A 21,929-nucleotide genomic window follows, 5' to 3' on the forward strand; every position below is an offset into this window, starting at 1 on the left:
CGTTTCACCGGTACGGACCAGATTAAAAAGAGTTTTTTGGTTCTTTTTTGCAAAAAAGAACGCTTTGACTTGCCTTGCCCTGGTGTTCTGGCGGCGGGGCGGATTTGGGGGAGCGTTTGGGTTTCGGGAGGGTTGGGGGGGCGGTGCTGGCTTCGGTGAGGATGAAGGTTTTGAGGGCCTGGGCGGCGAGGCTGAAGCGTTTGCCGTTGCGGTGGACCAGGTGCCAATGTCGTTCGAGGGGGAAGCCGGCGAGGTCGACGACGGCGATCCGCCCCAGTTTCAGCTCCATTTCGAGGGTATGGAGGGACACGACGCCGAGGCCGAGGCCGGCCATGACGGCGTGTTTGATTGCCTCGTTGCTGCTCATTTCCATTGATTGATGCAGACGCTCGCCCTGTTGCAGGAGAAATCGCTCAAAGGCGTCACGGGTGCCTGATCCGCGTTCGCGGATGATGAAGCGTTCTTTCAGCACGCGTTCGATCGGGATGTTGCGGATTGTGGCCAGGGGATGGCGGGGTGCGGCGACGACGACCAGCGGATTGGGCATGAAGGATTGGGCGACCAGATCGGCATCGTCGGGGGGGACGCCCATGATGGCCATGTCCGGCGTGTTTTCGGCCAGTTGTTTGAGCAGGGAGTTGCGGTTCGTCACGTCGAGATTGACGGTGATGCCGGGATGTTGCGCGCAGAAGCGGGCGAGCAGGTAGGGGGCGAAATACTCGGCCGTGCTGACCACGGCGACGTTGAGGGTGCCGTGGTGGAGACCTTTGATGTCATCGAGCAGGTTTTCGAATTCATCGATGCGGCTGAACATGTCGCGGCTGAAATGCGCGAGTTCGCGGCCGATTTCGGTGGGGAAGATCTTGCGTCCGATATGTTCGAACAAGGGGGCGCCGATCTGGTCTTCCAGTTGTTTGATCTGGTTCGAGACGGCGGGTTGCGTCAGGAGCAGTTCTTCGGCGGTGCGGGTGAAGCTGCCGGTGCGGACCACCGCCTCGAAGAGTTTGAGCTGACGCAAGGTGAAGTTGCGGCGGCGGCGGGTTCTGGGGCGTGGCTGGGTGCTAGTATTCATTAAAGCTTATGACTCGCATAATAATTCCATATTTTCCATGATAATTTTTCCCAGCTATGGGTTTTTCAGGGGTTTTCAAAACCAAGAACCCACCCTGCACCCGGCTACGAGGAAACGACCCATCCGATGTTCACCCTCAGACGTTGCTGGAGACTCTTTGCCTAGGATGTCGGCCCCGGCCTGTCAAAGCTGGCGCGCGGATGATCTTGCTTGACGAGAATGTTTGTTGACAAGGGAGTTTTTGATGAGCGGAAAAAAATACAGTGCAGGGGTTAAGGAATACCGGCACACTTATTGGACGCCTGAATACACGCCACTCGACACGGATATACTGGCTTGTTTCAAGATCACCCCGCAAGCGGGGGTTGATCGTGAGGAGGCGGCGGCGGCGGTGGCGGCGGAATCCTCGACCGGCACGTGGACGACGGTGTGGACCGACCTTCTGACCGATCTGGATTATTACAAGGGTCGCGCTTACCGGATCGAGGACGTGCCGGGCGATGATGCATGTTTTTATGCGTTCATCGCTTATCCGATCGATCTGTTCGAAGAGGGGTCGGTGGTCAATGTGTTCACCTCGCTGGTGGGCAATGTGTTCGGCTTCAAGGCGGTGCGCGCCCTGCGGCTCGAGGATGTGCGGTTTCCGATCGCGTATGTGAAGACCTGCGGGGGTCCGCCGTGCGGCATTCAGGTCGAGCGCGACAAGCTGAATAAATATGGCCGTCCCCTGCTCGGCTGCACGATCAAGCCCAAGCTCGGATTGTCGGCCAAGAACTATGGCCGGGCGGTTTACGAGGCGCTGCGCGGCGGGCTGGATTTCACCAAGGACGATGAAAACGTCAACAGCCAGCCGTTCATGCGGTGGCGCGAGCGGTTCGACTTCGTGATGGAAGCGATCCAGAAATCGCAGGATGAAACCGGCGAGCGCAAGGGTCATTATTTGAACGTAACGGCGCCGACGCCGGAGGAGATGTATAAACGCGCTGAATATGCCAAGGAAATCGGCGCGCCGATCATCATGCATGATTACATCACCGGCGGCTTCACCGCCAACACCGGGTTGGCGAATTGGTGCCGCAACAATGGGATGTTGCTGCATATCCATCGCGCCATGCATGCCGTGGTGGACCGCAACCCGCATCATGGCATCCATTTCCGGGTGCTGACCAAGGTGTTGCGGCTTTCGGGGGGCGATCATCTGCACACCGGCACCGTGGTCGGCAAGCTCGAGGGGGATCGGGCCTCGACGCTCGGCTGGATCGATTTGCTGCGGGAATCGTTCGTTGCGGAGGATCGCTCGCGCGGGATTTTTTTCGACCAGGATTGGGGATCGATGCCGGGGGCTTTCGCGGTCGCCTCGGGGGGGATTCATGTCTGGCACATGCCCTCGCTGGTGACGATTTTCGGCGATGATTCGGTGCTGCAATTCGGCGGCGGCACGCTGGGGCATCCATGGGGCAACGCGGGCGGCGCGCATGCCAATCGCGTGGCCGCGGAGGCCTGTGTGCAGGCGCGCAACGAGGGGCGCGATCTGGAGCGGGAAGGCAAGGATATTCTGATGGCCGCCGCCGCCCATTCGCCCGAACTCAAGATCGCCATGGAAACCTGGAAAGAGATCAAGTTCGAATTCGACACGGTGGATAAGCTCGACATCGTCAACCGCTGAGCCGCCGCTGGCGGGCGCCGTTCGATCGGGACCGCTGGCCTTCTGGTATCCGTCAAACAAGGAATGTGATCATGACTGTCCAGGCCTATAAATCCTCGCTGAAATACGAGACCTTCTCCTACCTGCCGCCGATGACGCCTGAGCAGGTGCGCCGGCAGGTGGCCTATACCATCGCGCAGGGGTGGAATCCGGCGGTGGAGCATACCGAGCGCGGCACGCCGGCGCATGTCAGTTACTGGTATATGTGGAAATTGCCGTTGTTCGGCGAGCAATCGGTCGATGCGGTGATGGCCGAGATCGAGGCGTGCCATCGCGCCTTTCCCGATCATCTGGTGCGGTATGTCGCCTATGACAATTACGCCCAGAGCCAGGGGCTGGCGTTCGTGGTGCATCGCTGAAGCCCGGGTCAAAGGCAACGGGCGCAATGGAAATAGATGGATCGATCCGGAGCATCGGCGATGATATTACGGTGCCAGAATGATAAGTCGAGGTGAGTTCCCATGACAACCGCACATCAACCGGCCACCGCCACCCTTTCGGGGCGTGAGATCGCCCTGATGCGCCGCCAGGCGATGGCGCAGCATGGGAAATCGGGACTGAGTCTGGTGCGCCCGGTGGCGCTGATTGCGCCGGCGCCGGGCCCAGAGCCACGGCGTGAGGCGGTGCCGCAGGATGGCGCGGCGGCGGGATGGCAGGGCGCGGCCACGCCGGCGGCGCCGAGGCGCGCGGCGCTGGAGCGGCGGCTTGCGTTGAGCCGGGTGGGGAAAGCCGCATTGCCGGGTCGCGCCGCGCGGCAGCCGGGTCCTGGGATGATGAATGGTGCGCGGGAGGCTGCGGTTCCGGCGGCCTGCGGGTGTGGGTGCGCGGGCGTGTTGGAGAGCGCGGACGGTGCCGCGATCGAGAGTGCGGCTGGCGCCGTGATCGAGAGCGCGGCCGTCGCCGAAGTGGCGACGGGCGATGCGGCCGCGCGGCGGGTGGTTCAACCGGTTGGCCGGGCGCTGGCGCGGGCGCGTCGCGCTGCCTTGGCGCAGGATGGCAAATCCGGGCTTCGGCGCGTCGAGCAGGCCGCGCGGATCGCGGTGGCGCTGCCTGGGCAGGATTGGCAGATGGCCATCGCGAAGGGGGCCAGTGGCCGGCAGGTGGCGATGCAGCATCGCAAGGCGCGCGCGCTGGCGGGCGGCGGCGGGGCCAACAAGGCCGCGCCTTCCCGTCCGAGCGGGCCGGTGCGGCCACGACCGGCGCTGATGCAGGCGCCGCCCAAGGTTGAGCAGGGTCATACTCTGTCCGGCGCGGCGATCACCGGAACGATGGTGGAGCGCAGCCGCAAGGTGACCGGCAATGAACCTGGTTCGTGTCGCGCGGTCACCGGGACTGAATACATCGGGTCCGAGCAATATGGCGATCTGTGCGCCGTTACGGTCGCGGCGGGAGCGGCGAAGGTGCGCGTGAGCCGGACGGCGCGCGACCAGAGCGTGACCGGCACCGAGATCGGCTATGCGCGCCAGATGACCGGCAATGAGGCCGGCGCCTGCCACGCGGTGACCGGCACGGATTACCTGCCGGCCGATATGTATGAGAAATTCTGCCCGCCACGGTCCCCGGAGACATTGGGCAAGGGCGGGGTGATGACTGGGACGCGGGTGGGTGCCGGCACGCCAGGGGGGCGGTCGGCACCGGTCACCGGGGGCGAAAGCGGCGCGGACCGGGCGATTACCGGCACTGTCTATGCCGTTCAATCCCCTGATACCGCGCCGGCAAAAAGCGCGCTGAGCCACACTTATGCGGCGCTGCCGCTGACGGGTAGCGCGATCGGGGGTGGCGCGCCCAAGGTTAGCGCGATCGGGGATACCGCGGTCGGGGGTACCGCGTCGGGGCGCGCCCCGAAGGTGACCGGGGATGAGCCTGGGTCGTGCCGTGCCGTGACCGGCAGCCAATATCTCTCCGCTGAACATTTCAAGGAGGTCTGCCGCAGCGAGGTGCCGCCGCCGGTGCGCCGGACGGGTGTGATGTCCACCCCGGACGGGCAGACGGTGACCGGCAGCGCGGTCGGGCGGGCGCGGCAGGTCACCGGCGATGAAGCCGGTGCGTGCCGGGCGGTGACGGGGAGCCAGTATTTCAACGCCAAGGATTTCGGGGTGCTGTGCACGACCGTCACCGGCGCGCCGGCCGCTGCGCCGAAGGGCCAGGCGCGTGACCGGGCGGTGATTGCCGCGGCGATGGTGACCGGCGATCGTCCCGGCGCGGGGGGGGCGGGCACCACGGGCGATGAACGCGGGGCGTGCATTGCGGTCACCGGGGTTCCCTATGTGGGCGCGGATAATCGGGCGGGTTTCTGTGCGGCGCTTCCTGAAATGGCGGGCCGATCGCCGGGCCGGCAGGGCGCGGCCATGCCGGAACCGGGGCCGGCGCCCGTCGATTTCAGTATCCGCTCGCCCGCGCGCGCCGCATGGGATGCCGCCGCCGGAGGGCGCGCGGGCGATAGTGTCGTTACCGGCACGGCCTATGGCGGCGCCGAGCGGATCACCGGACCCGGCAACAAGGCGGGCGGGCTGATCACTGGAACGCCGGAGTTCCGTCATCACGATTTCACCGCCATGCCGCGCGGCGATGCGGCGCCGGGCGAGCGGGTCAGGATGGGGACGGCGCAGCGGCTGAGCGGTGAAGCGCATGTCCATGAGCGGGTCACCGGCGATGCGTGGCAGGCGCAGAGCCGGGTTTCCGGCACCGAGGGGCGGTCGAGCGTGATGCGTAACCCATCGCGGCGGGGTCAGCCACGTGGCGAGGGGGTCGATGCGCGCGGGGGGCGCGCGGCCGACATGCCGGCAGCCGGGGCTATTCTGGTGACCGGTTCGTCCGGGAATACCGGGCGGGGCGCGGTGGTGACCGTGTCCGGTGGGGCGCGGGCGTGAGATCGGCGCGATGAACACCCGCCAACGCCGCGCCGCGCAGCATGGCTTGATCAACCGGCCCGCCGCGCGGATGGCGCAGGCTCTCGGCGTGCCGAGGGTGATGCCCAACCCGGCCTGCGTGCCGGGCAGCTTGCAGCGGTGCGAGCATGCGCTGGTCGATCAGGCGCTCAACGCGGCGCTCTATGATTACGAGTGCCGGATCGCGGCGCGGTTCGAGGCGATCGTCGGGACTCTGAAGGCGATCTCGGCAATTCAGCATACGCCTGATTTCGTCGCGCGGGCGCAGGCTATGGCGCGGGCGAATCTGGGGTTCGAATTGCCAGAAACGGTGCTGGCGCAGGCCTGGGTCGCGGGTCTCGACATGCGGCGGTTGCACGCCCATTGCGTGCTGCGCAGCTTTAAATCCTGCGTCGAGCAGGCCGCCGATGACAAGGCGCCGTGGCTGGCGCAAGAGGCGATCGATGGGGATTTCCTGCGCGCCTGCGGCTTTCATACCGTGGACGTCACGCCCTGCGCCGATGGCCGGTTGCAGGGGCTGCTGCCCTTCGTGTTCCGGATGGCGCCGGGGCCGGAGATTGTCGTGAAGGCCAACGCCGGCGCGCTGTTCGATATCGAAAGCGACATGCACGACTGGGCGCAGCGCGAAATCCTGCGGCTCAGCGGCGGTCTGAGCGAAGGGTCCGAAGAGGGCACGTATTTAAAGATCGCGGTCTATCATTTCAGCAGCGCCGCGCCCGCGCATCAGGGATGCGCCGCTCATGCCAGCAAGGACGCCGCCGCATGCCATGCCGCACTCGAACGGCTGGCGGCGTTGCGCATGGCCATCGATTCCACCTTTGGACGTGGTGCCGCGCCGGCGACTCTGCTGATCGGCCTTGATACCGATCTGGACGCCATCCGTCTCCATACGCCCGATGCCGCGGGACGGATCGAGGCGGGACGGTTCATCGACGCCGGCGCGGTGTATCGGGCGACCAATGGCATCGACCGCGATGCCGCGCGCGCCGCGCTGCGCCGGGAGGTTGCCGCACGGGCGGCGGACGGGATGGCGTCCGGGATGCAGGCGCTGGTCGAACGGCTGCTCGAAGCCAATTTATCGCAGATCGAATATGTCATCCGCCATCATGCGGGGCGCTACGCGGAACTCGGCCATGACGAGCATTTCATCTGCGCCGGCGAGGCGCCGACGGATGTCCAGATCCGCAACATGTATTATTTCGCCCATCTCGATACGGTCGAGGAAGGCACCGCGGATCTCGATGTCGGGATCGAGATCTTCAAGGGTCTGAACCTGTCGCAGGGGCTTGCGATTCCGGTGCTGGTGCATTTTTGTCATGACCAGCACGTGCCGGGCGGGCGGGACCGCGCGGTGCAGCGCTGCCGCCGGGTCAAGGCCGCGATCGAGGAGCGGTACGCGGCGCTGGCCGCGCAGGGCCGGCTGCATTGCCAGATGGCGGTGAGCGACCGGAACGGCGCCGAGCGGTGCTGCTTCATCGAGGACGCACCAGGCCAGGGCGCCGGCGCGGGGGATCGGGCATGAGGATCATGCGGGTCGAGAAAACCCTGGTGTCGACCAACCGGCTGGAGGCGTTCGGTCATCGGCCGCTTCTGGTGGTGCAGGAAAAAATCGGCGGCACGCGCAGCGTTGCGGTTGATGCGGTGGGCTGCATCCCCGGCGACTGGGTCGTGTGTGTCGGCTCATCGGCCGCGCGGGAGGCGGCCGGGGCGAAGGATTATCCGTCCGACCTGACGATCGTCGGGATCATCGATCACTGGAAAGCGGAGGACTGACATGGAGATCATGCGTGTCATCGATGATCTCGTGTGTACCCGGCGGGTGCCGGGGTTGAGCGTTGCATCGCTGCGGGTGGTGGAGACCATGCAGGGGATCATCGCGGTCGCGACCGACCCGGTGGGCGTGCCGCATGGCAAATGGGTGTTCACCACCAGCGGCAGCGCGGCGCGCTATGCGATGCCTGATATCGCGGTGACGACGGATCTGACGATCTGCGGCATCATCGATGAGGGATCGCCATGAAACCCAAGGGCAACCGGACCGTGCGGCGGGGGGCGGCGATCGGCGACGCGCCGCGCGCCGCCGCACGGTCCGGCGATTTTTCAACAACATCTTCAAAGGAGTGGAACCATGGCTGAATACAACGGAATTGCCCTTGGCATGATCGAGACGCGTGGCCTGGTGCCCGCGATCGAGGCCGCCGACGCGATGACCAAGGCGGCGGAGGTGCGGCTGATCGGCCGCCAGTTCGTGGGCGGGGGCTATGTCACCGTGCTGGTGCGCGGCGAGACCGGCGCGGTCAACGCGGCGGTGCGCGCCGGGGCGGATGCGTGCGAGCGCGTCGGCGATGGTCTGGTGGCGGCGCATATCATCGCGCGTGTGCATAACGAGGTCGAGGGCATCCTGCCCAAGGTGCCGACGGCGTGAGCCGTCGCATCGTCATCGTGAAATCCCGAGGATAAAACACATGGCTGAATACAACGGAATTGCCCTTGGCATGATCGAGACGCGTGGCCTGGTGCCCGCGATCGAGGCCGCCGACGCGATGACCAAGGCGGCGGAGGTGCGGCTGATCGGCCGCCAGTTCGTGGGCGGGGGCTATGTCACCGTGCTGGTGCGCGGCGAGACCGGCGCGGTCAACGCGGCGGTGCGCGCCGGGGCGGATGCGTGCGAGCGCGTCGGCGATGGTCTGGTGGCGGCGCATATCATCGCGCGTGTGCATAACGAGGTCGAGGGCATCCTGCCGCCGCGGCCCGATGTCGGCGGGGGTGGGCGGGATGCGGAAATTTCCTCCATCCGGAGCTGATGGCGGCACGCGATGAGGCGCATCGATCCACCAACCCTGAGCCTTCCGTATCGGCGGGGTGCGGACAGCACGACGCCGATCGGGGAGGATCAGCCATGACCACGCCGCCGGAGGGTTGGGAGGCGCGCGGACGCCCGCCGAGCTGGTTCCGCCGCTTCACCTTCGCGAAATATGCCGAGACGCGGGATTTTCTCGATGCGGTGGCGGCGCTGAGCGAGGAACTCGGCCTGCACCCGCAGAACATCAATTTCGCCGCCACCCACGCCAATATCACCATCGAGGGCCCGGAGCGCCAGGCACCGGGCGCGGCGGAGCTGGCATTCGCGCTGCGGATCAACGCGCTGGCGGCGAGCCGCGTGTTGCCGTGATGGACACGCGGATCATTGCGATGATCAACCAGAAGGGCGGCGCGGGCAAGACCACGCTTGCGATGAATGTCGCCGCCGGGCTGGCGCGGCGCGGGCCGACACTCGTGGTCGATCTCGATCCGCAAGGCTCGGCGCTGCAATGGGCGCGGCTGGGGCGGGAGATGTTTCCCGCGCCGGTCACGCAGATCGCGGGGCGATGGACGCCGAGCGACCTGCACCGGACCTACCGGGACTGGGCATTCGTGGTGCTCGACTGTCCGCCGGCGCTCGATCGCCACGCCGCCCGGCAGGCGCTGCGCGCGAGCGACATCGCGCTGATCCCTACCCTGCCCTCGCCGGTCGATTTATGGGCCGGGCTGCGGCTGCCGCGGGAGATCGACGCGGCGCGCCGGACCAATCCCGCGCTGCGCGCCTTCGTCGTGCTCAATCAGATCGAGCCGAACAGCGCGCTGTCGGCGGCGTTGCGCGATGGTCTGGCGGAGTTCGGCCTGCCGGTTCTCACCGCCGCGCTGCGTCGGCGCGCCGCCTACAAGACCTGCGCGCTCGAGGGTGTTTCGGTTTACCAATTGGGGCGCCGGGGGCAGGACGCCGCGGCGGAAATCCAGGCGATCATCGAGGAGGTATTGCCATCATGACCACCGTGAAGTCGAAACTGGCCACGAATGTGCGGGCCGCGAAGGCGCAGATCGGCGCGACCCCCGCGCCGAAGATGGTCGCGCCGAAGATGGGTTCGCCGGAGATGGGGTCGGACGGCGCGAGCCGGACCAAGGCCGCGCGCAAGCGTGCCAAGCCCGCGCCCGCGCCGGCACCAGCGGCGGCGGAAAAGGCACCGCCGGCGGCGGGGGATCATGCCAGCGCCTTGTTTCCCTCCCGCGTCTGGCCGGATTGAGACCCGGAACACGGCGGGAGCGCCCGCGATGTGGTTTATTTGAACATCATGAAGGTTGCCATGAGTCCCGAACATTTCTACCGCAGCTATTCACCGCGCCAGCCTGCTTCGGCGCGGTATCCCGGTCCGGGGCCGGCTGCGCAGCAGGGCGCCGCGCCAGCTCCGATGACGACATCAACGGGGGCCACACCTCCGGGGGCGAGCGATGCGGCAAACGATCCGCTTGCCGCCTACCGGATCAACGAAGCGCCCTATTACCGCGCGGTTGCCGACGAGGTTGAACTCTATGAGGCGGCGTATCTGGCCCGGATGCCGATGATGCTCAAAGGCCCGACCGGCTGCGGCAAGACCCGCTTCGTCGAATACATGGCCTGGAAACTCGGCAAGCCGCTGATCACGGTCGCCTGCAACGAGGATATGACCGCCTCCGACCTGGTCGGGCGTTTCCTGCTCGATGCCAACGGCACGCGCTGGCAGGACGGGCCGCTGGCGCTCGCCGCACGGCACGGCGGCATTTGCTATCTCGATGAAATCGTCGAGGCGCGGCAGGATACCACCGTCGTGATCCATCCGCTGACCGATGCGCGCCGGATCCTCCCGCTCGACAAGAAGGGCGAGGTGATCCACGCGCACCCGGATTTCCAGGTCGTGATCTCTTACAACCCCGGCTATCAATCGCTGATGAAGGATCTCAAGCAATCGACCAAGCAGCGCTTCGGCGGGCTTGATTTCGCCTATCCGGCGCATGAGGTCGAGGCCGAGATCGTCGCGCATGAATCCGGCATCGGGCGCGATGTCGCCAAAAAACTGGTGCAGATCGCCGAGCGCGCCCGCAACCTGAAGGGTCACGGGCTGGACGAGGGGATTTCCACCCGCATGTTGATCTATGCCGGTTCGCTGATCGAGCGCGGGGTGAACCCGCTCGCCGCCTGCCGGGTGGCTTTGGTCCGCCCGATCACCGACGATCCGGATATGCGCAACGCGCTCGATTCCGCCGTCACCACCTATTTCTGACCGCAACACACCGCCAGCCGAGGCACGATCGCCCGTTCATGACCATTTTGCTCGATGATTATCAGCCTCTCCTCGCCGATCTTCCGGAACCGGCCACCGAGGTGCTGCGCGCGATCTGGACCGAGGCCGCGCGGGTGTTCTCGCCGCGCGGGCTGGAACGCTACATGCGGAGCGCCACCGCCCTGCATCAGCTGGGACGCGGCGAGGATCTGGTCGTCACGTATCTGCAATCCATACCCGCCGTCGCCCGCAGCCTCGGCGAGGCGGTGCTGGACGACATCACCAGCTTTCTGCTGAGCATGGCCTCGAAAACCTCCGGCCAGGTGCTCGCCCTGATCTGCGGCACCGCCCCGCTCGCCGCCGACCGGCTCGCCGATGCCGAGTTGTTTCGCGGCTATCTCGCGGTGCTCGGCGTTGTTCTCGCGCAGGCGCCGCGCGGGTTGCGGCCGATGCTGGAAAACCTCGATCGGCTGTTCGGCCAGCTCACCCTGGGCGGGTTGCGCCGCTGGGTGAACTGGGGGGCGCAGGCCTACAAGGCCGATTTCGACGGTCAGGCGCTCTATTTCGGCCTGAAAAGCCCGGATTCCCTGGCCGTGCTGCAACAGGAACGCAAGGGCACCCTGTTCGTCGATATTCAGCGGCGGCTGAATATCTATCTGCGCGCGATGTGGGGGCGCGATTTTTTTCTGCGCCCGACCGCCGGCGATTACGAGAACCGCGAGGGGTTGCGCGCCTATATCGATCGCTTCGTCATCCATATCGCCGATGCCTATGATGATCAGCCGATCCGCGATGCCTCCGGCGAGGTGGTCAGGACGGTGCCGGCGCTGGAAGTCTATCGCGCGGTCGCCAATCATTGCGCGGCGCATCTCGCCTTCACCACCACGCCGCTATCGCGCCAGGAGCTGGTGCCGGTGCATGTCGCGGTGATCGAGATCATCGAGGATGCGCGGGTCGAGGAACTGGCGATCCGGCAGTTTCCCAATATGCGCGACGCCTGGCTCGCACTGCATCCGCGCCCGGATGTCACCACCAAGCCGGCGCGGATGGGCACGCTGTTCGCCCGCCTCGCCTACGCTTTGCTCGACCCCGACTGGCACGATCCCCACCCCTGGGTCCAGCAGGGTGTGGCGGAGTTCCGCGCCGCCGAAACACTCGACGACAGCCAGGTGAGCTGGAACATCGGGGTCTCGCTGGTCCACGGGCTGCTCGCGGTGCCGGTGCCCGAATACGATCCGCGCCGCGACGGTCAGGGCGTGATCTATCGCGACGATAACCGCTTCGTCTGGCAGGGCGAGGCCTACGACACCGACGAGGCGCTGGCCGCGACCTGGGAGACCGTGCAAATCCGCAAGAAAACCTCGCTGATGGAGATGATCAACAATCTCGACGTCGAATTCGCCGGCGATGACGCGCAGGAAATCTGGACGCTGCCGACCGAATACATCCTCGATCAGGAAGGGGTGAGCATCAACCAGCTGGAAGGCAAGCCACCGGTCGCCGAGCCGGTCTATTATCCGGAATGGGATTACCAGATCCAGCTCGAACGCCCGACCTGGGCCGCCGTGCTGGAGCGCCATCCGCCGACCGGCGATCTCGCGATCATCGACAAGATCGTCGAGGACAACAAGCCGGTGATGGCGCGGCTGCGCTTTCTGATCGAGGCGATGGCGCCGCAGGGGATGCAGCGCATTCGGCATATCGAGGACGGTGACGAGCTCGACATCAATGCCGCGATCCGCGCGATGATCGACATCCGCACCGGTCAGCAACCCGACCCGCGGGTGATGAGCAAATCCAAGCGCCATGTCCGCGACCTTGCGGTAACCGTGCTGCTCGACATGTCGGAATCGAGCAACGACAAGGTGCGCGGCCAGGATTACACCGTGCTCGATCTCACCCGCGCCGCGACCGTGATGCTGGCCAGCGCGCTCGACCGGATCGGCGATGCCTTCGCCCTGCACGGCTTCTGCTCGGATGGCCGGCACGACGTGCATTACTACCGGTTCAAGGATTTCAACCAACCCTATGACGATCTGGTCAAATCCCGCCTCGCCGGCATGACGGGCGCCTATTCCACCCGCATGGGTGCCGCGTTGCGCCACGCCGGCCACCTGATCGGCCAACAGCGCCATGCCAAGAAAATCATTTTCATGATCACCGATGGCGAACCGGCGGATAATGACATGCGCGACCCGCAATATCTGCGCCACGACGCCAGGCACGCGGTCGAGGCGTTGCGCCGTCAGGGCATCACGACCTACGCGATCTCGCTCGATCCGCACGCCGATCAATACGTCGCGCGGATTTTCGGCGCGAAATACTACACGGTGGTCGATCATATCGAGCGGCTGCCCGAACGGCTGCCCTCGCTTTACATGGGGCTGACGCAATAATGTCCGGGACCAGCAATGCGGACATCACGCTGCGCGCCTTCGTGTTTATCGACGCGCTGCAACCCCAGCTCGCCTCCTATCTCGCGACCTCCTCGCAAGGGTTCCTGCCCGTCCCCGGCGATGCCTGCCTGTGGATCGAGGTTGCCCCCGGCATGGCGGTGCACCGGCTGTCGGATATCGCACTCAAGGCGACCAACGTGCATATGGGCGAGCAGGTGGTCGAACGCGCGTTCGGCTCGATGGAAATCCATTACCGCAACCAGAGCGAGGTGCTCGAAGCCGGGCGCGTGGTGCTGCGCGAGCTGAAAACCACCGAAGACGCACGGATGCCCTGCCGGATCGCCTGGAAGGAGGTGATCTGCGCGATCACGCCGGACCACGCGACGCTGATCAACCGGCAGTTGCGCAAGGGTTCCATGCTCCTGCCCGGCAAATCCATGTTCATCATGGAGACCGAACCGGCCGGTTATATCGTGTATGCCGCCAACGAGGCCGAAAAGGCGGCGAATATCACCCTGATCGATGTGCGCCCGTTCGGCACGTTCGGGCGGCTGACCATGATGGGCAACGAGGCCGAGGCCCATGCGGCGATGCGCGCCGCCGAGCACGCGATCGCCAGCATCAACGCCGCCGCCGGCCGCGCCGGCCGATGATGGAGATCGATTCCCCGATCAAGCGGCTGCTGTTCAACACGGTGCGGGTAGACATCGAGCTGGACGACGGCAGCAGCGGGTCGGGCACGGCGTTTATCGTCGATCACCTGCATCGGAACGTGGTGCGTCCGTTCATCGTCACCAATCGCCATCTGGTCGAGAATGTCCGTCGCGGCGGTCTGGTGTTCACCCAGAAGCGCGACGGCAAACCGCTGATCGGCCAGCGCTTTCAACTCGATATCGAGGATTTCGCCGCCGCCTGGTTCGTCCATCCCGATCCGGCGGTCGATCTCGCCATCGTGCCGCTCGCGCCGCTCGAGGCGGCGGCGCGCGCGCAGGGGGTGGCGCTTTATTGCCATGGCATCGACTCGCGCCTTAGCCTGACCGAGCCGGATATGGATCAGTTCGACGCGCTGGAAGAGGTGCTGTTCGTCGGTTATCCCAGCGGGATCTGGGATCATGTGAACCTGATGCCGATTTTGCGCCGGGGCACCACGGCGACGCCGCTGGCGCTCAATTTCGAGGGGCGGGATGAGTTTCTGATCGATGCGGCGGTGTTTCCGGGGTCGAGCGGCAGTCCGGTTTTTGTCGCCGAGCCCGAGAAATTCCGGGGGCTGCGGCCCGCGACACCGCGCTACCGGTTCGCCGGCGTGGTGGCCGCGGTGTTCTTCCGCGAGGAGACCAACCAGATCGTCCCTGCCCCGGTTCCCGCCGCCGCGACGGTGGCGACGGTGACCGGCGCGGAAATGGTCGATCTCGGCCTCGTCATCAAGGCGAAGGCGGTGCTTGAGATCCTCGATGCCTATTGCGCGCGATGGACCGCCTGACCGCCCGCCGGAATCCGGGCGATGGCGCTGTGTTGCGATGAAACCGGCGCAGCTCAAGCCGCTCCTGCGGCATGTCACCTTCCGTCAGTTGCAGATATTCGCCGCGGTCGTTCGCAATGGCAGTTTCACCAGGGCGGCCGAGGAGTTGTTCCTCGCGCAGCCGACGATCTCGATCCAGATGAAGAAACTGAGCGACGCCGTCGGGCTGCCGCTGTTCGAGCAAAATGGCCGGGATATTCGCGCGACCGACGCCGGGCAGGATCTTCTCGCGGCCTGTCAGGAGTTGTTTCTGATTTTCGAGAATCTCGATACGAGGATCGCCGATCGCAAGGGGCTGCGTCGCGGCCGGCTGCGTCTTGGCGTCGTCACCACCGCCAAATACATCGCGCCCGAACTCCTCGCCGCGTTCGGCGCGCGCTACCCGGGCATCGAATTCAGCATGAAGGTCAATAACCGCGACGATATCATCACGCGGCTGCGCAACAACGAAGACGATCTGTATGTGATGGGTCAGGTGCCCGACGAGGATGTGGAAGCGATTCCGTTCGCCGACAATCCGCTGGCTGTCATGGTCAATCGCGGTCACCCGCTCACCCGGCGAGCCTCCCCCCTGCCCCTCGCGGCGATCGCCGCGGCGCCGTTTCTGATTCGCGAATTCGGTTCCGGCACCCGTCATGCTTATTTGCGGTTATTTGCCGAACATGGGCTTAAGCCCAATATCGTGATGGAGTTGGGCAGTAACGAGGCGATCAAGCACGCGATCGCCAGTGGTCTCGGCCTCTCGATCCTTTCCATTCACTGTCTTGCGCTGGAAGGGACGAGCGGACCGATCCAGATCCTCGATGTGGAGGGATTTCCGATTCTGCGTAAGTGGTATCTGGTCTATCCGCGCGGCAGGCGCCTGTCGCTGACGGCGCAGAAATTTCTGGAATTCTCGACGACCCAGGAGGATTTCATCGCCCGCCGCCTGGTGGATCTGTGGCCGGGCCTGTCGCGATATATTTGATGACACAGCGGGCGCGGGAAACATAATCGCATGAAATCGCTCGAAAAAACATAGAGATAGAGCGTTAGGCTGAAAGCATAACGCGCTATAAGTATTTATAAACGTAAATCTATCGGATTTTCATTTCCAATTGGAATAAATATGTCCCGATCTCTACAAACGGGTCAACGAATTGATCGGTGGAGGAAGGTATGAATGCGGTTGATGCGATGGACTGGCTCTCCGGCGGCTGGCTGGCCGTGATGCCCGCGGGATTGCTGCTGGCGGCGCTGCCGCGGGCGCCGGCCACGCGGCTCGCGGCGGTGATGACGCGCAACCGGGTGCGCTGGGCGGCGATCATGGCGCTGGCGGCGGCTTTGGCGGCTGATCTGTGTTTTCTGCTGGGGTTGCGGGCGAACCTGACCCTGGCGGCGATTCCGCTTCCGGGTCTTGGCTTTGACTTGCCGATTTCCATCATTGTCAATGGCATGACCCTGGCGCTGGCGACTCTGGTGGCTTTCGTCATTGTGATGATCGCGCAGTATAGTGTGCAATATCTGGATGGCGACCCGCAGCAGGCGCGTTTCGCCCGGTTGCTGGCGTTCACGGCGGGGTTTTTCCTTGTGGTCGTGGTGGCCGGCAACATCGGTTTGTTTACCCTCGGCATCATCGCCACCGGGTTCAGCCTTCACCGTTTGCTGATGTTCTACAGCGATCGACCGAAGGCGATCATGGCGGCGCACAAGAAATCCATTTTCAGCCGCACGGCGGATGTCTGCCTGGTGTCGGCCTCGATCCTGATCGGCCATGCCACGGGTAGCCTGCAATTCGACACGATCGCCCGGTTCGCGGCGCGGGCGGGGAGCCTGCCGGTTTCGCTTCAGATCGCCGCCTGGTTGATCGTGATGGCGGTTGTTCTGAAAAGCGCGCATTTTCCCTTTCATGGGTGGCTGATCCAGGTCATGGAGGCGCCGACGCCGGTTTCCGCGCTGATGCACGCCGGCGTGGTGTACAGCGGCGCGATCATTGCGCTGCGCACCAGCCCGCTCCTGGTTCGTGAGCCTGGTCCGCTGCTTGCCCTCGGTGTCGTGGGCCTCGTGACCGTGGTGATCGCGTCCCTGGTCATGACCACGCAGACGGCGGTCAAATCCATGCTGGCGTGGTCCACCGCGGCGCAACTGGGTTTCATGTCCCTCGAATTGGGGCTTGGGCTGTTCGCCTTGGCGCTGCTGCATCTGGTCGGGCATTCGTTGTACAAGGCCCATGCCTTCCTCTCCTCGGGGAGTGTCACGGATCAGTTGCGCCAGGTGCCTGCGGGGGGGAAGAAGAGTCCCAGCCTGTCCGCCTGGGCGGCGGCGGTTGCGCTCGGGGTGATCATCGCCGGCGGCGGCGCGTGGCTCTTTGGTGAACATCCGGGCCGCGATCCCGCCTGGATCGCCCTTGTGATGATCGTGGCGATGGCGATCTCCCAGATCATGGTCAAGGGTTTCGGCTTCGATGCCCTGGCCGACCGGATCATGGCCGTGGTGGTGGCGGGCGTCATGGGGGTGCTCTACCTGCTCTTGCACACCCTGTTCGTTTGGGGATTTGCCCGGGATGTGGCGGTTCGCGCGGGATCGGGCACCGGGGCCTATCTTGGACTCGTGGTTCTGACGGCGGCGAGCTTTCTGGTGCTGAGCTGGATACAGGGGCCGGGACGGGCGCAACTGCCCCAATCGGTGCGATTTGCGATGTTCACGCATCTCTATAACGGCCTGTATGTGGATTTCTGGGTCGATCAGTTCTCGCATCGCTTCTGGTCGGAGAAAGTGGGTATCGAGCTTCCGCGCAAAAATCTCGCGCTGGACTCGATGCAATCGATGGCACGGAATCAGGAAATCCTCGCAAGCCCCGGAGCCGCACAATGAGTGAGATCGTGACGCAAGCGGGTGAAGATGTCTTTGATCGGGTGATCCGTCGCATCGCGCCGGTCTGGCCGCTGGATGGTTTCGTCGCCGTCAACCCCTATTGGGGCTTCGCGGACCAGGCGTTTCCAGAGGTGGCGGCGCAATTGCAGGCAACCGTGGGCGAGCGGGTGATCATGGATCGACGCTGGTACGCGGATCAGATCCGGAACGGCAAATCCATTTTACCGGATGTTTTGCAGGCGGCTGAAAGTCTTGGCCTTGGCGCGGATGAGGCGGAGTGGCGGGATTATCTCCGGGAGGTTCCCGAGCCCGCCATGCGGTTGCCGACATTGTCGGAGCTGATGGATCGGCGGGGGCATGCGTCGATCTCCCAGTATGTGCTGGAGCAGATCAGCCGTTTCCTGGCCTCCTATTATGACCGTGGACAATCCTTGTGGCAGTTCCCCAGGAACGAGGGATGGGGACTCTTCGCGACCTGGCGGCAATACACGCTGTCGGATCGCAGCGTTTCGCCGATGGGACTCAAGGCGATCCGCCCGATCCTGCTGGAACTGCCCGCCGACGCCGCCGCCGCCCGGCTCTGGGCGCAGCGGCATTTACGGATCCCCAAAGCCGCGGAAGAAGCCTATTTTCTGGTGCTGCTGAAGTCGATCGGCGGTTGGGCCAGCTGGTGCCGGTATCTGCTCTGGCAGGCCGAATTGCAGGGGGAGAGCCATCAGGATCTTGCGGATCTGTTGACGATCCGTCTGGTGTGGGAAGCGCTCCTGCGCCAGACGGCCCGCCGCCGGACCCTCGATCGCTGGCAGTTGCAACTCCAGGGCTGGACCCTGACCGATAAGAGCGCGGATCTGGAGGACGCCCGGCGGGGCGAGGTTTTGCTCCGGGCCGCCGAGATCGCCTTCCGGCGTCAGGTGGTCGCGAATATCAGGCGGCGTCGGCCGTCCGGGCGGCGGGTCGCCGCGATTTCGACAGAGGTTCAGGCGGTATTTTGTATCGACGTCCGCTCCGAAATTTTCCGGCGCCATTTGGAAAGCGCCATGCCCAGCCTGGCGACGATTGGTTTTGGCGGATTCTTTGGCCTGATGATGGATTACCGCCGGCAGGGGGATCGGGAACGCCGGCCGCAGCTGCCCGTGTTCCTGGCGCCCAAGGTTCATGTGGAGGAGCAAGGCCCTGAGCCGGTCATGCAGCGCCGCTTGCGGCGTCTGCGCCGAAGTGCTGCATGGAAGCAGTTCAAACTCTCGGCGGCCTCGTGCTTTTCCTTCGTGGAGACGGCGGGATTGTCCTATATCGGGCGCCTGCTCGCCGATACGCTGGGTTGGCACCGCCCCTCCCTGCCGCCGGACGACGCCGGGCTCACCGCGGCGGAGCGGTCGAAACTCACCTATGTGCTGCCGGCTTCCCTCAGCGTCGATGAATGCGTGGACATGGCCGAATTTTGCCTCAAGGGCTTCGGCTTGAGCCCTGGCGAGGTCGCCCCCATCGTGCTGATCGTCGGTCACGCCAGTTCGACCACCAATAATCCTCATCGCACCGGGCTGGATTGTGGCGCCTGCGCGGGTCAGACCGGGGAGGTGAACGCAAGGGTCGCCGCCAATTTGCTCAACGACCCGCGGGTGCGGCGGGGGCTGACCGCCAAGGGCTGGGATTTGGCTGATCACGTTTGTTTCCTGCCGGCATTGCATGACACCACGACCGATCGCGTCGAGATCCTTTCCGGCTTGGACGATCCGCGATTGGACTTCCGGGTCATGGCTGAGCTCAAGGCGGCGCTGGAGCAGGCGACCAATCTGACCCGCCTCGAGCGCATGATGCGGCTGGAACCGGACTTGACCGATCCCGATGCGGTCGCGCGGGATACGCGGTTTCGCGGGAGAGACTGGTCCCAGATGCGCCCGGAATGGGCATTGGCGGGCAATGCGGCCTTCATCGCCGCGCCGCGCTGGCGCACCCGCGAGATGAATCTCGCCGGCCGGGCATTCCTTCACGATTACGATCCCGCCAAGGATCCGGAATTTGGTCTTCTCGCGGTGATCATGACGGCGCCGCTCATGGTCGCCAACTGGATCGCCCTCCAATACTACGGCTCGACGGTCGATAATCAGCGGCAAGGCTGCGGCAACAAGGTTCTGCATAACGTGGTCGGCGGGACCATCGGGGTGCTTGAAGGCAATGGCGGCGACCTGCGGATCGGCTTGTCGGAGCAATCATTGCGCGACAACAACAGCGGCCTGCAACACGAACCGCTGCGCCTTTCAGCCTTTATCGAGGCGCCGGCCCAGGCGATCGATCGGGTCATCGCGGATCATGAAATCCTCCGCCGGCTGGTGGATAACCGCTGGTTGAACATCCTGCGGATCGGTGAGGATGGCGGGGTCCAGGAGCGGCGCGCGGCGGATCAGTGGGTGCCGATTTGAGCGCGGCGTCACCCGCTGTCGCGGGCGCTGTGGGCGTTCGGCGCTTCAGGCGCGTGATCGAACGGCAGGGCGAGCTGGCGCGACGCACGATCCTCATCGTCCAGATTGGAAAGGGTAACGCCGAGCAGCCGGAGCGGTCGCGGTAAGGGAAAACACGATCGCGCCAGGTCGAGGCTGATCCGCTCCAGTTCGGAACGCATGACGATCGGCTCGGCCGTCGACCGGCTGCGGGTGATCTGGCGGAAATCGGTGAATTTGAGTTTCACGGTCACGGTGCGCCCGCTCGACACGCCCCGCTGATAGGCTGCCCATAGTCGGGCGCAGACCGCGACAAGTGCGGGTTCCACCTCGTGCCAAGCCGCCAGATCCTGCGGGAACGTCGTCTCGGTGCCCAAGGATTTCCGCACGCGATCGGCGTCGACCGGTCGATCGTCCTCGCCGCGGGCGATGCCGTAGTAATAGGCGGCGGCCTTGCCGAAATGCCCGGTCAGGAAGGCCAGCGACTGGCGGCGCAGATCGAGGCCGGTGTAGATGCCGAGCGCATTCATCCGGCTCGCCGTGACCGGACCCACGCCATGGAATTTGCCGACCGGGAGAGTCTCGACGAAGCCGGGTCCCTGTTTTGGCGTGATGACGAACAACCCGTCCGGCTTGCGGTAATCGGACGCCAGTTTGGCCAGAAATTTGTTGTACGACACGCCCGCCGATGCGGTGAGGCCGGTCTCCGCCTTGATGGCGGCGCGTATTTCGGCGGCGATCGCGGTGGCCGACCCGCGATCGATCAGCGGCGCCGTGACATCGAGATAGGCTTCATCGAGCGAAAGCGGCTGAATGATCGCGGTGTAGCGGCGGAAAATATCGTGCACCTGAAGCGACACCGCCTTGTAGACCTCGAACCGCGGCGGGACGAAGATGAGATCGGGACATTGGCGCTGGGCCGTGACCGAGGGCATCGCCGATCGAACGCCGAACTGGCGCGCCTCGTAGCTGGCCGCCGCGACCACCCCGCGCGCCCGATTGCCGCCAACGGCCACCGGCCTGAAGCGGAGCGAGGGATCGTCGCGTTGTTCGACCGAGGCGTAGAACGCATCCATGTCGATATGGACGATGCGCCGGAGCGATGCGGTCGGCGCCGGGGTAGGGCTGGTTCGGTCCATCTCGGTGGTGATTTATCATGGGATCGATCTAGAGCGATATGCGATTAAGTTGACGCGGCAGCGGCAACATAATCGCATGAAATCGCTCGAAAAAACATAGAGCTAGAGCGTTACTCTGAAAGCATAATGCTCTAAAGCGAACATAACGGGATCAGCTGTAGCGTTCTTCCAGCCAGGGGTCGGCGTTGTTGTTGTAGCCGCGGGTTTCCCAGAAACCGGGATGGTCGGCGGTGGCGATTGTGATGCGCCGGATCCATTTCGCCGATTTCCACAGATAATACCGTGGCACCAGCACGCGCAGCGGGCCGCCGTGCTGGCGGGAGATCGGTTGACCCTGCCAGCTGTGGACGAGATAGCTATCGTTTGTGGCGACCTGATCGAGGCGCAGGTTGGTGGTGTAATCGTCGTAGGCGTTGAACAGGACGTGGCTGGCCTCGGCGCGCGGGCGGACCAGATCGAGAATCGTGGTGATGGCAACGCCCTGCCAATGATTGTCGTAGCGCGACCAGGTGGTGACGCAATGCATGTCGCTGACGCTGGTTTCCTGGGGCAGCGCCATCAGCGCATGCCAATCCAGTGTCACCGGATGTTCGACCGCGCCATCGATCGTCAGGCTGAACGAGGACTTCGCGACGTCCGGCTGAATGCCGAGATCGAGGACCGGCCAATCGGTAACCAGGCGCTGACCGGGCGGCAGGCGCTGCGTTCGCGGGGCGGTGGCGCCGGTGATGGCGCGCCCGGCGCGTGACCAGGCCTGTTTGCGGTCGGTCAGCTTGGTTCTGATCTGGTCGATCAGGCTGGCGCCGGTGGCGGGGGTTTCATTGGTTTCGGACGGGTTCATGAGGTT

General features: G+C 64.8%; 21 protein-coding genes. 18 read left to right on the forward strand and 3 right to left on the reverse strand.

Features of this window, described 5'->3' with window-relative positions; genetic code table 11:
• Positions 1-22: 22 nt before the first annotated feature.
• Positions 23-1,072, reverse strand: coding sequence for a LysR family transcriptional regulator (locus ACP5E6_RS06845; protein WP_427953147.1), 1,050 nt, complete (start codon positions 1,070-1,072; stop codon positions 23-25).
• Between the two features lie 244 nt (positions 1,073-1,316).
• Here ACP5E6_RS06845 and ACP5E6_RS06850 point away from each other — a divergent pair, with 244 nt between their 5' ends.
• The 18 genes from ACP5E6_RS06850 (at position 1,317) to ACP5E6_RS06935 (ending at position 19,925) form a co-directional block, all read left to right on the forward strand.
• Positions 1,317-2,738: a form I ribulose bisphosphate carboxylase large subunit gene (locus tag ACP5E6_RS06850; RefSeq protein ID WP_427953149.1), complete on the forward strand. Its 1,422-nt coding sequence runs from the start codon at positions 1,317-1,319 to the stop codon at positions 2,736-2,738.
• Positions 2,739-2,809: 71 nt separating this feature from the next.
• Complete coding sequence (locus ACP5E6_RS06855) at positions 2,810-3,136, forward strand: ribulose bisphosphate carboxylase small subunit (protein WP_427953151.1); 327 nt, start codon at positions 2,810-2,812, stop codon at positions 3,134-3,136.
• 102 nt (positions 3,137-3,238) lie between these two features.
• On the forward strand, positions 3,239-5,647 hold the full coding sequence (locus ACP5E6_RS06860) for a CsoS2 family carboxysome shell protein (protein WP_427953153.1): 2,409 nt from the start codon (positions 3,239-3,241) through the stop codon (positions 5,645-5,647).
• 10 nt (positions 5,648-5,657) lie between these two features.
• Positions 5,658-7,187: a carboxysome shell carbonic anhydrase gene (locus tag ACP5E6_RS06865; RefSeq protein WP_427953155.1), complete on the forward strand. Its 1,530-nt coding sequence runs from the start codon at positions 5,658-5,660 to the stop codon at positions 7,185-7,187.
• On the forward strand, positions 7,184-7,438 hold the full coding sequence (locus ACP5E6_RS06870) for a carboxysome peptide A (protein WP_427953157.1): 255 nt from the start codon (positions 7,184-7,186) through the stop codon (positions 7,436-7,438). Before ACP5E6_RS06865 ends, ACP5E6_RS06870 begins: the two co-directional genes overlap by 4 nt.
• Position 7,439: 1 nt before the next feature.
• Positions 7,440-7,685 carry a carboxysome peptide B gene (locus ACP5E6_RS06875; RefSeq protein WP_427953159.1) on the forward strand — a complete coding sequence of 82 codons (246 nt, stop codon included), beginning with the start codon at positions 7,440-7,442 and terminating at the stop codon, positions 7,683-7,685.
• Positions 7,686-7,793: 108 nt separating this feature from the next.
• Positions 7,794-8,090 (forward strand): BMC domain-containing protein, encoded by a 297-nt coding sequence (locus ACP5E6_RS06880; RefSeq protein ID WP_427953161.1) that lies wholly within the window; start codon positions 7,794-7,796, stop codon positions 8,088-8,090.
• A 40-nt stretch (positions 8,091-8,130) separates the two neighbouring features.
• Positions 8,131-8,469, forward strand: a complete 339-nt coding sequence (locus tag ACP5E6_RS06885; protein ID WP_427953163.1) for a BMC domain-containing protein — start codon at positions 8,131-8,133, stop codon at positions 8,467-8,469.
• Positions 8,470-8,564: 95 nt separating this feature from the next.
• Positions 8,565-8,837 (forward strand): hypothetical protein, encoded by a 273-nt coding sequence (locus ACP5E6_RS06890; protein ID WP_427953165.1) that lies wholly within the window; start codon positions 8,565-8,567, stop codon positions 8,835-8,837.
• A complete protein-coding gene (gene parA, locus ACP5E6_RS06895) occupies positions 8,837-9,472 on the forward strand; it encodes a ParA family partition ATPase (protein ID WP_427953166.1) in 636 nt (211 codons plus the stop codon). Before ACP5E6_RS06890 ends, parA begins: the two co-directional genes overlap by 1 nt.
• Positions 9,469-9,726 carry a hypothetical protein gene (locus ACP5E6_RS06900; protein WP_427953168.1) on the forward strand — a complete coding sequence of 86 codons (258 nt, stop codon included), beginning with the start codon at positions 9,469-9,471 and terminating at the stop codon, positions 9,724-9,726. Before parA ends, ACP5E6_RS06900 begins: the two co-directional genes overlap by 4 nt.
• A gap of 60 nt (positions 9,727-9,786) precedes the next feature.
• The gene (locus ACP5E6_RS06905; protein ID WP_427953169.1) at positions 9,787-10,740 is read left to right on the forward strand and encodes a CbbQ/NirQ/NorQ/GpvN family protein; all 954 of its coding nucleotides are present in this window, start codon (positions 9,787-9,789) and stop codon (positions 10,738-10,740) included.
• 38 nt (positions 10,741-10,778) lie between these two features.
• Entirely contained in the window at positions 10,779-13,136 is a 2,358-nt protein-coding gene (locus tag ACP5E6_RS06910) for a nitric oxide reductase activation protein NorD (protein ID WP_427953171.1), read from the forward strand.
• Positions 13,136-13,789 (forward strand): BMC domain-containing protein, encoded by a 654-nt coding sequence (locus ACP5E6_RS06915; protein WP_427953173.1) that lies wholly within the window; start codon positions 13,136-13,138, stop codon positions 13,787-13,789. Before ACP5E6_RS06910 ends, ACP5E6_RS06915 begins: the two co-directional genes overlap by 1 nt.
• Entirely contained in the window at positions 13,789-14,616 is an 828-nt protein-coding gene (locus tag ACP5E6_RS06920; protein WP_427953175.1) for a S1 family peptidase, read from the forward strand. The genes ACP5E6_RS06915 and ACP5E6_RS06920 overlap by 1 nt, the downstream gene beginning before the upstream one ends.
• 37 nt (positions 14,617-14,653) lie before the next feature.
• The gene (locus ACP5E6_RS06925) at positions 14,654-15,622 is read left to right on the forward strand and encodes a LysR family transcriptional regulator (protein ID WP_427953177.1); all 969 of its coding nucleotides are present in this window, start codon (positions 14,654-14,656) and stop codon (positions 15,620-15,622) included.
• 191 nt (positions 15,623-15,813) lie between these two features.
• Positions 15,814-17,508, forward strand: coding sequence for a proton-conducting transporter membrane subunit (locus ACP5E6_RS06930; RefSeq protein ID WP_427953179.1), 1,695 nt, complete (start codon positions 15,814-15,816; stop codon positions 17,506-17,508).
• Positions 17,505-19,925 (forward strand): YbcC family protein, encoded by a 2,421-nt coding sequence (locus ACP5E6_RS06935; protein WP_427953181.1) that lies wholly within the window; start codon positions 17,505-17,507, stop codon positions 19,923-19,925. The genes ACP5E6_RS06930 and ACP5E6_RS06935 overlap by 4 nt, the downstream gene beginning before the upstream one ends.
• Before the next feature lie 8 nt (positions 19,926-19,933).
• On the opposite strand, the gene dinB is transcribed toward ACP5E6_RS06935, so the two are convergent.
• Positions 19,934-21,082: a DNA polymerase IV gene (gene dinB / locus ACP5E6_RS06940; RefSeq protein WP_427953183.1), complete on the reverse strand. Its 1,149-nt coding sequence runs from the start codon at positions 21,080-21,082 to the stop codon at positions 19,934-19,936.
• A 151-nt stretch (positions 21,083-21,233) separates the two neighbouring features.
• Entirely contained in the window at positions 21,234-21,923 is a 690-nt protein-coding gene (locus ACP5E6_RS06945; RefSeq protein WP_427953185.1) for a sulfite oxidase-like oxidoreductase, read from the reverse strand.
• Positions 21,924-21,929 lie beyond the last annotated feature (6 nt).

The organism is Acidiphilium sp. (assembly GCF_049977125.1).
Classification (GTDB): domain Bacteria; phylum Pseudomonadota; class Alphaproteobacteria; order Acetobacterales; family Acetobacteraceae; genus Acidiphilium.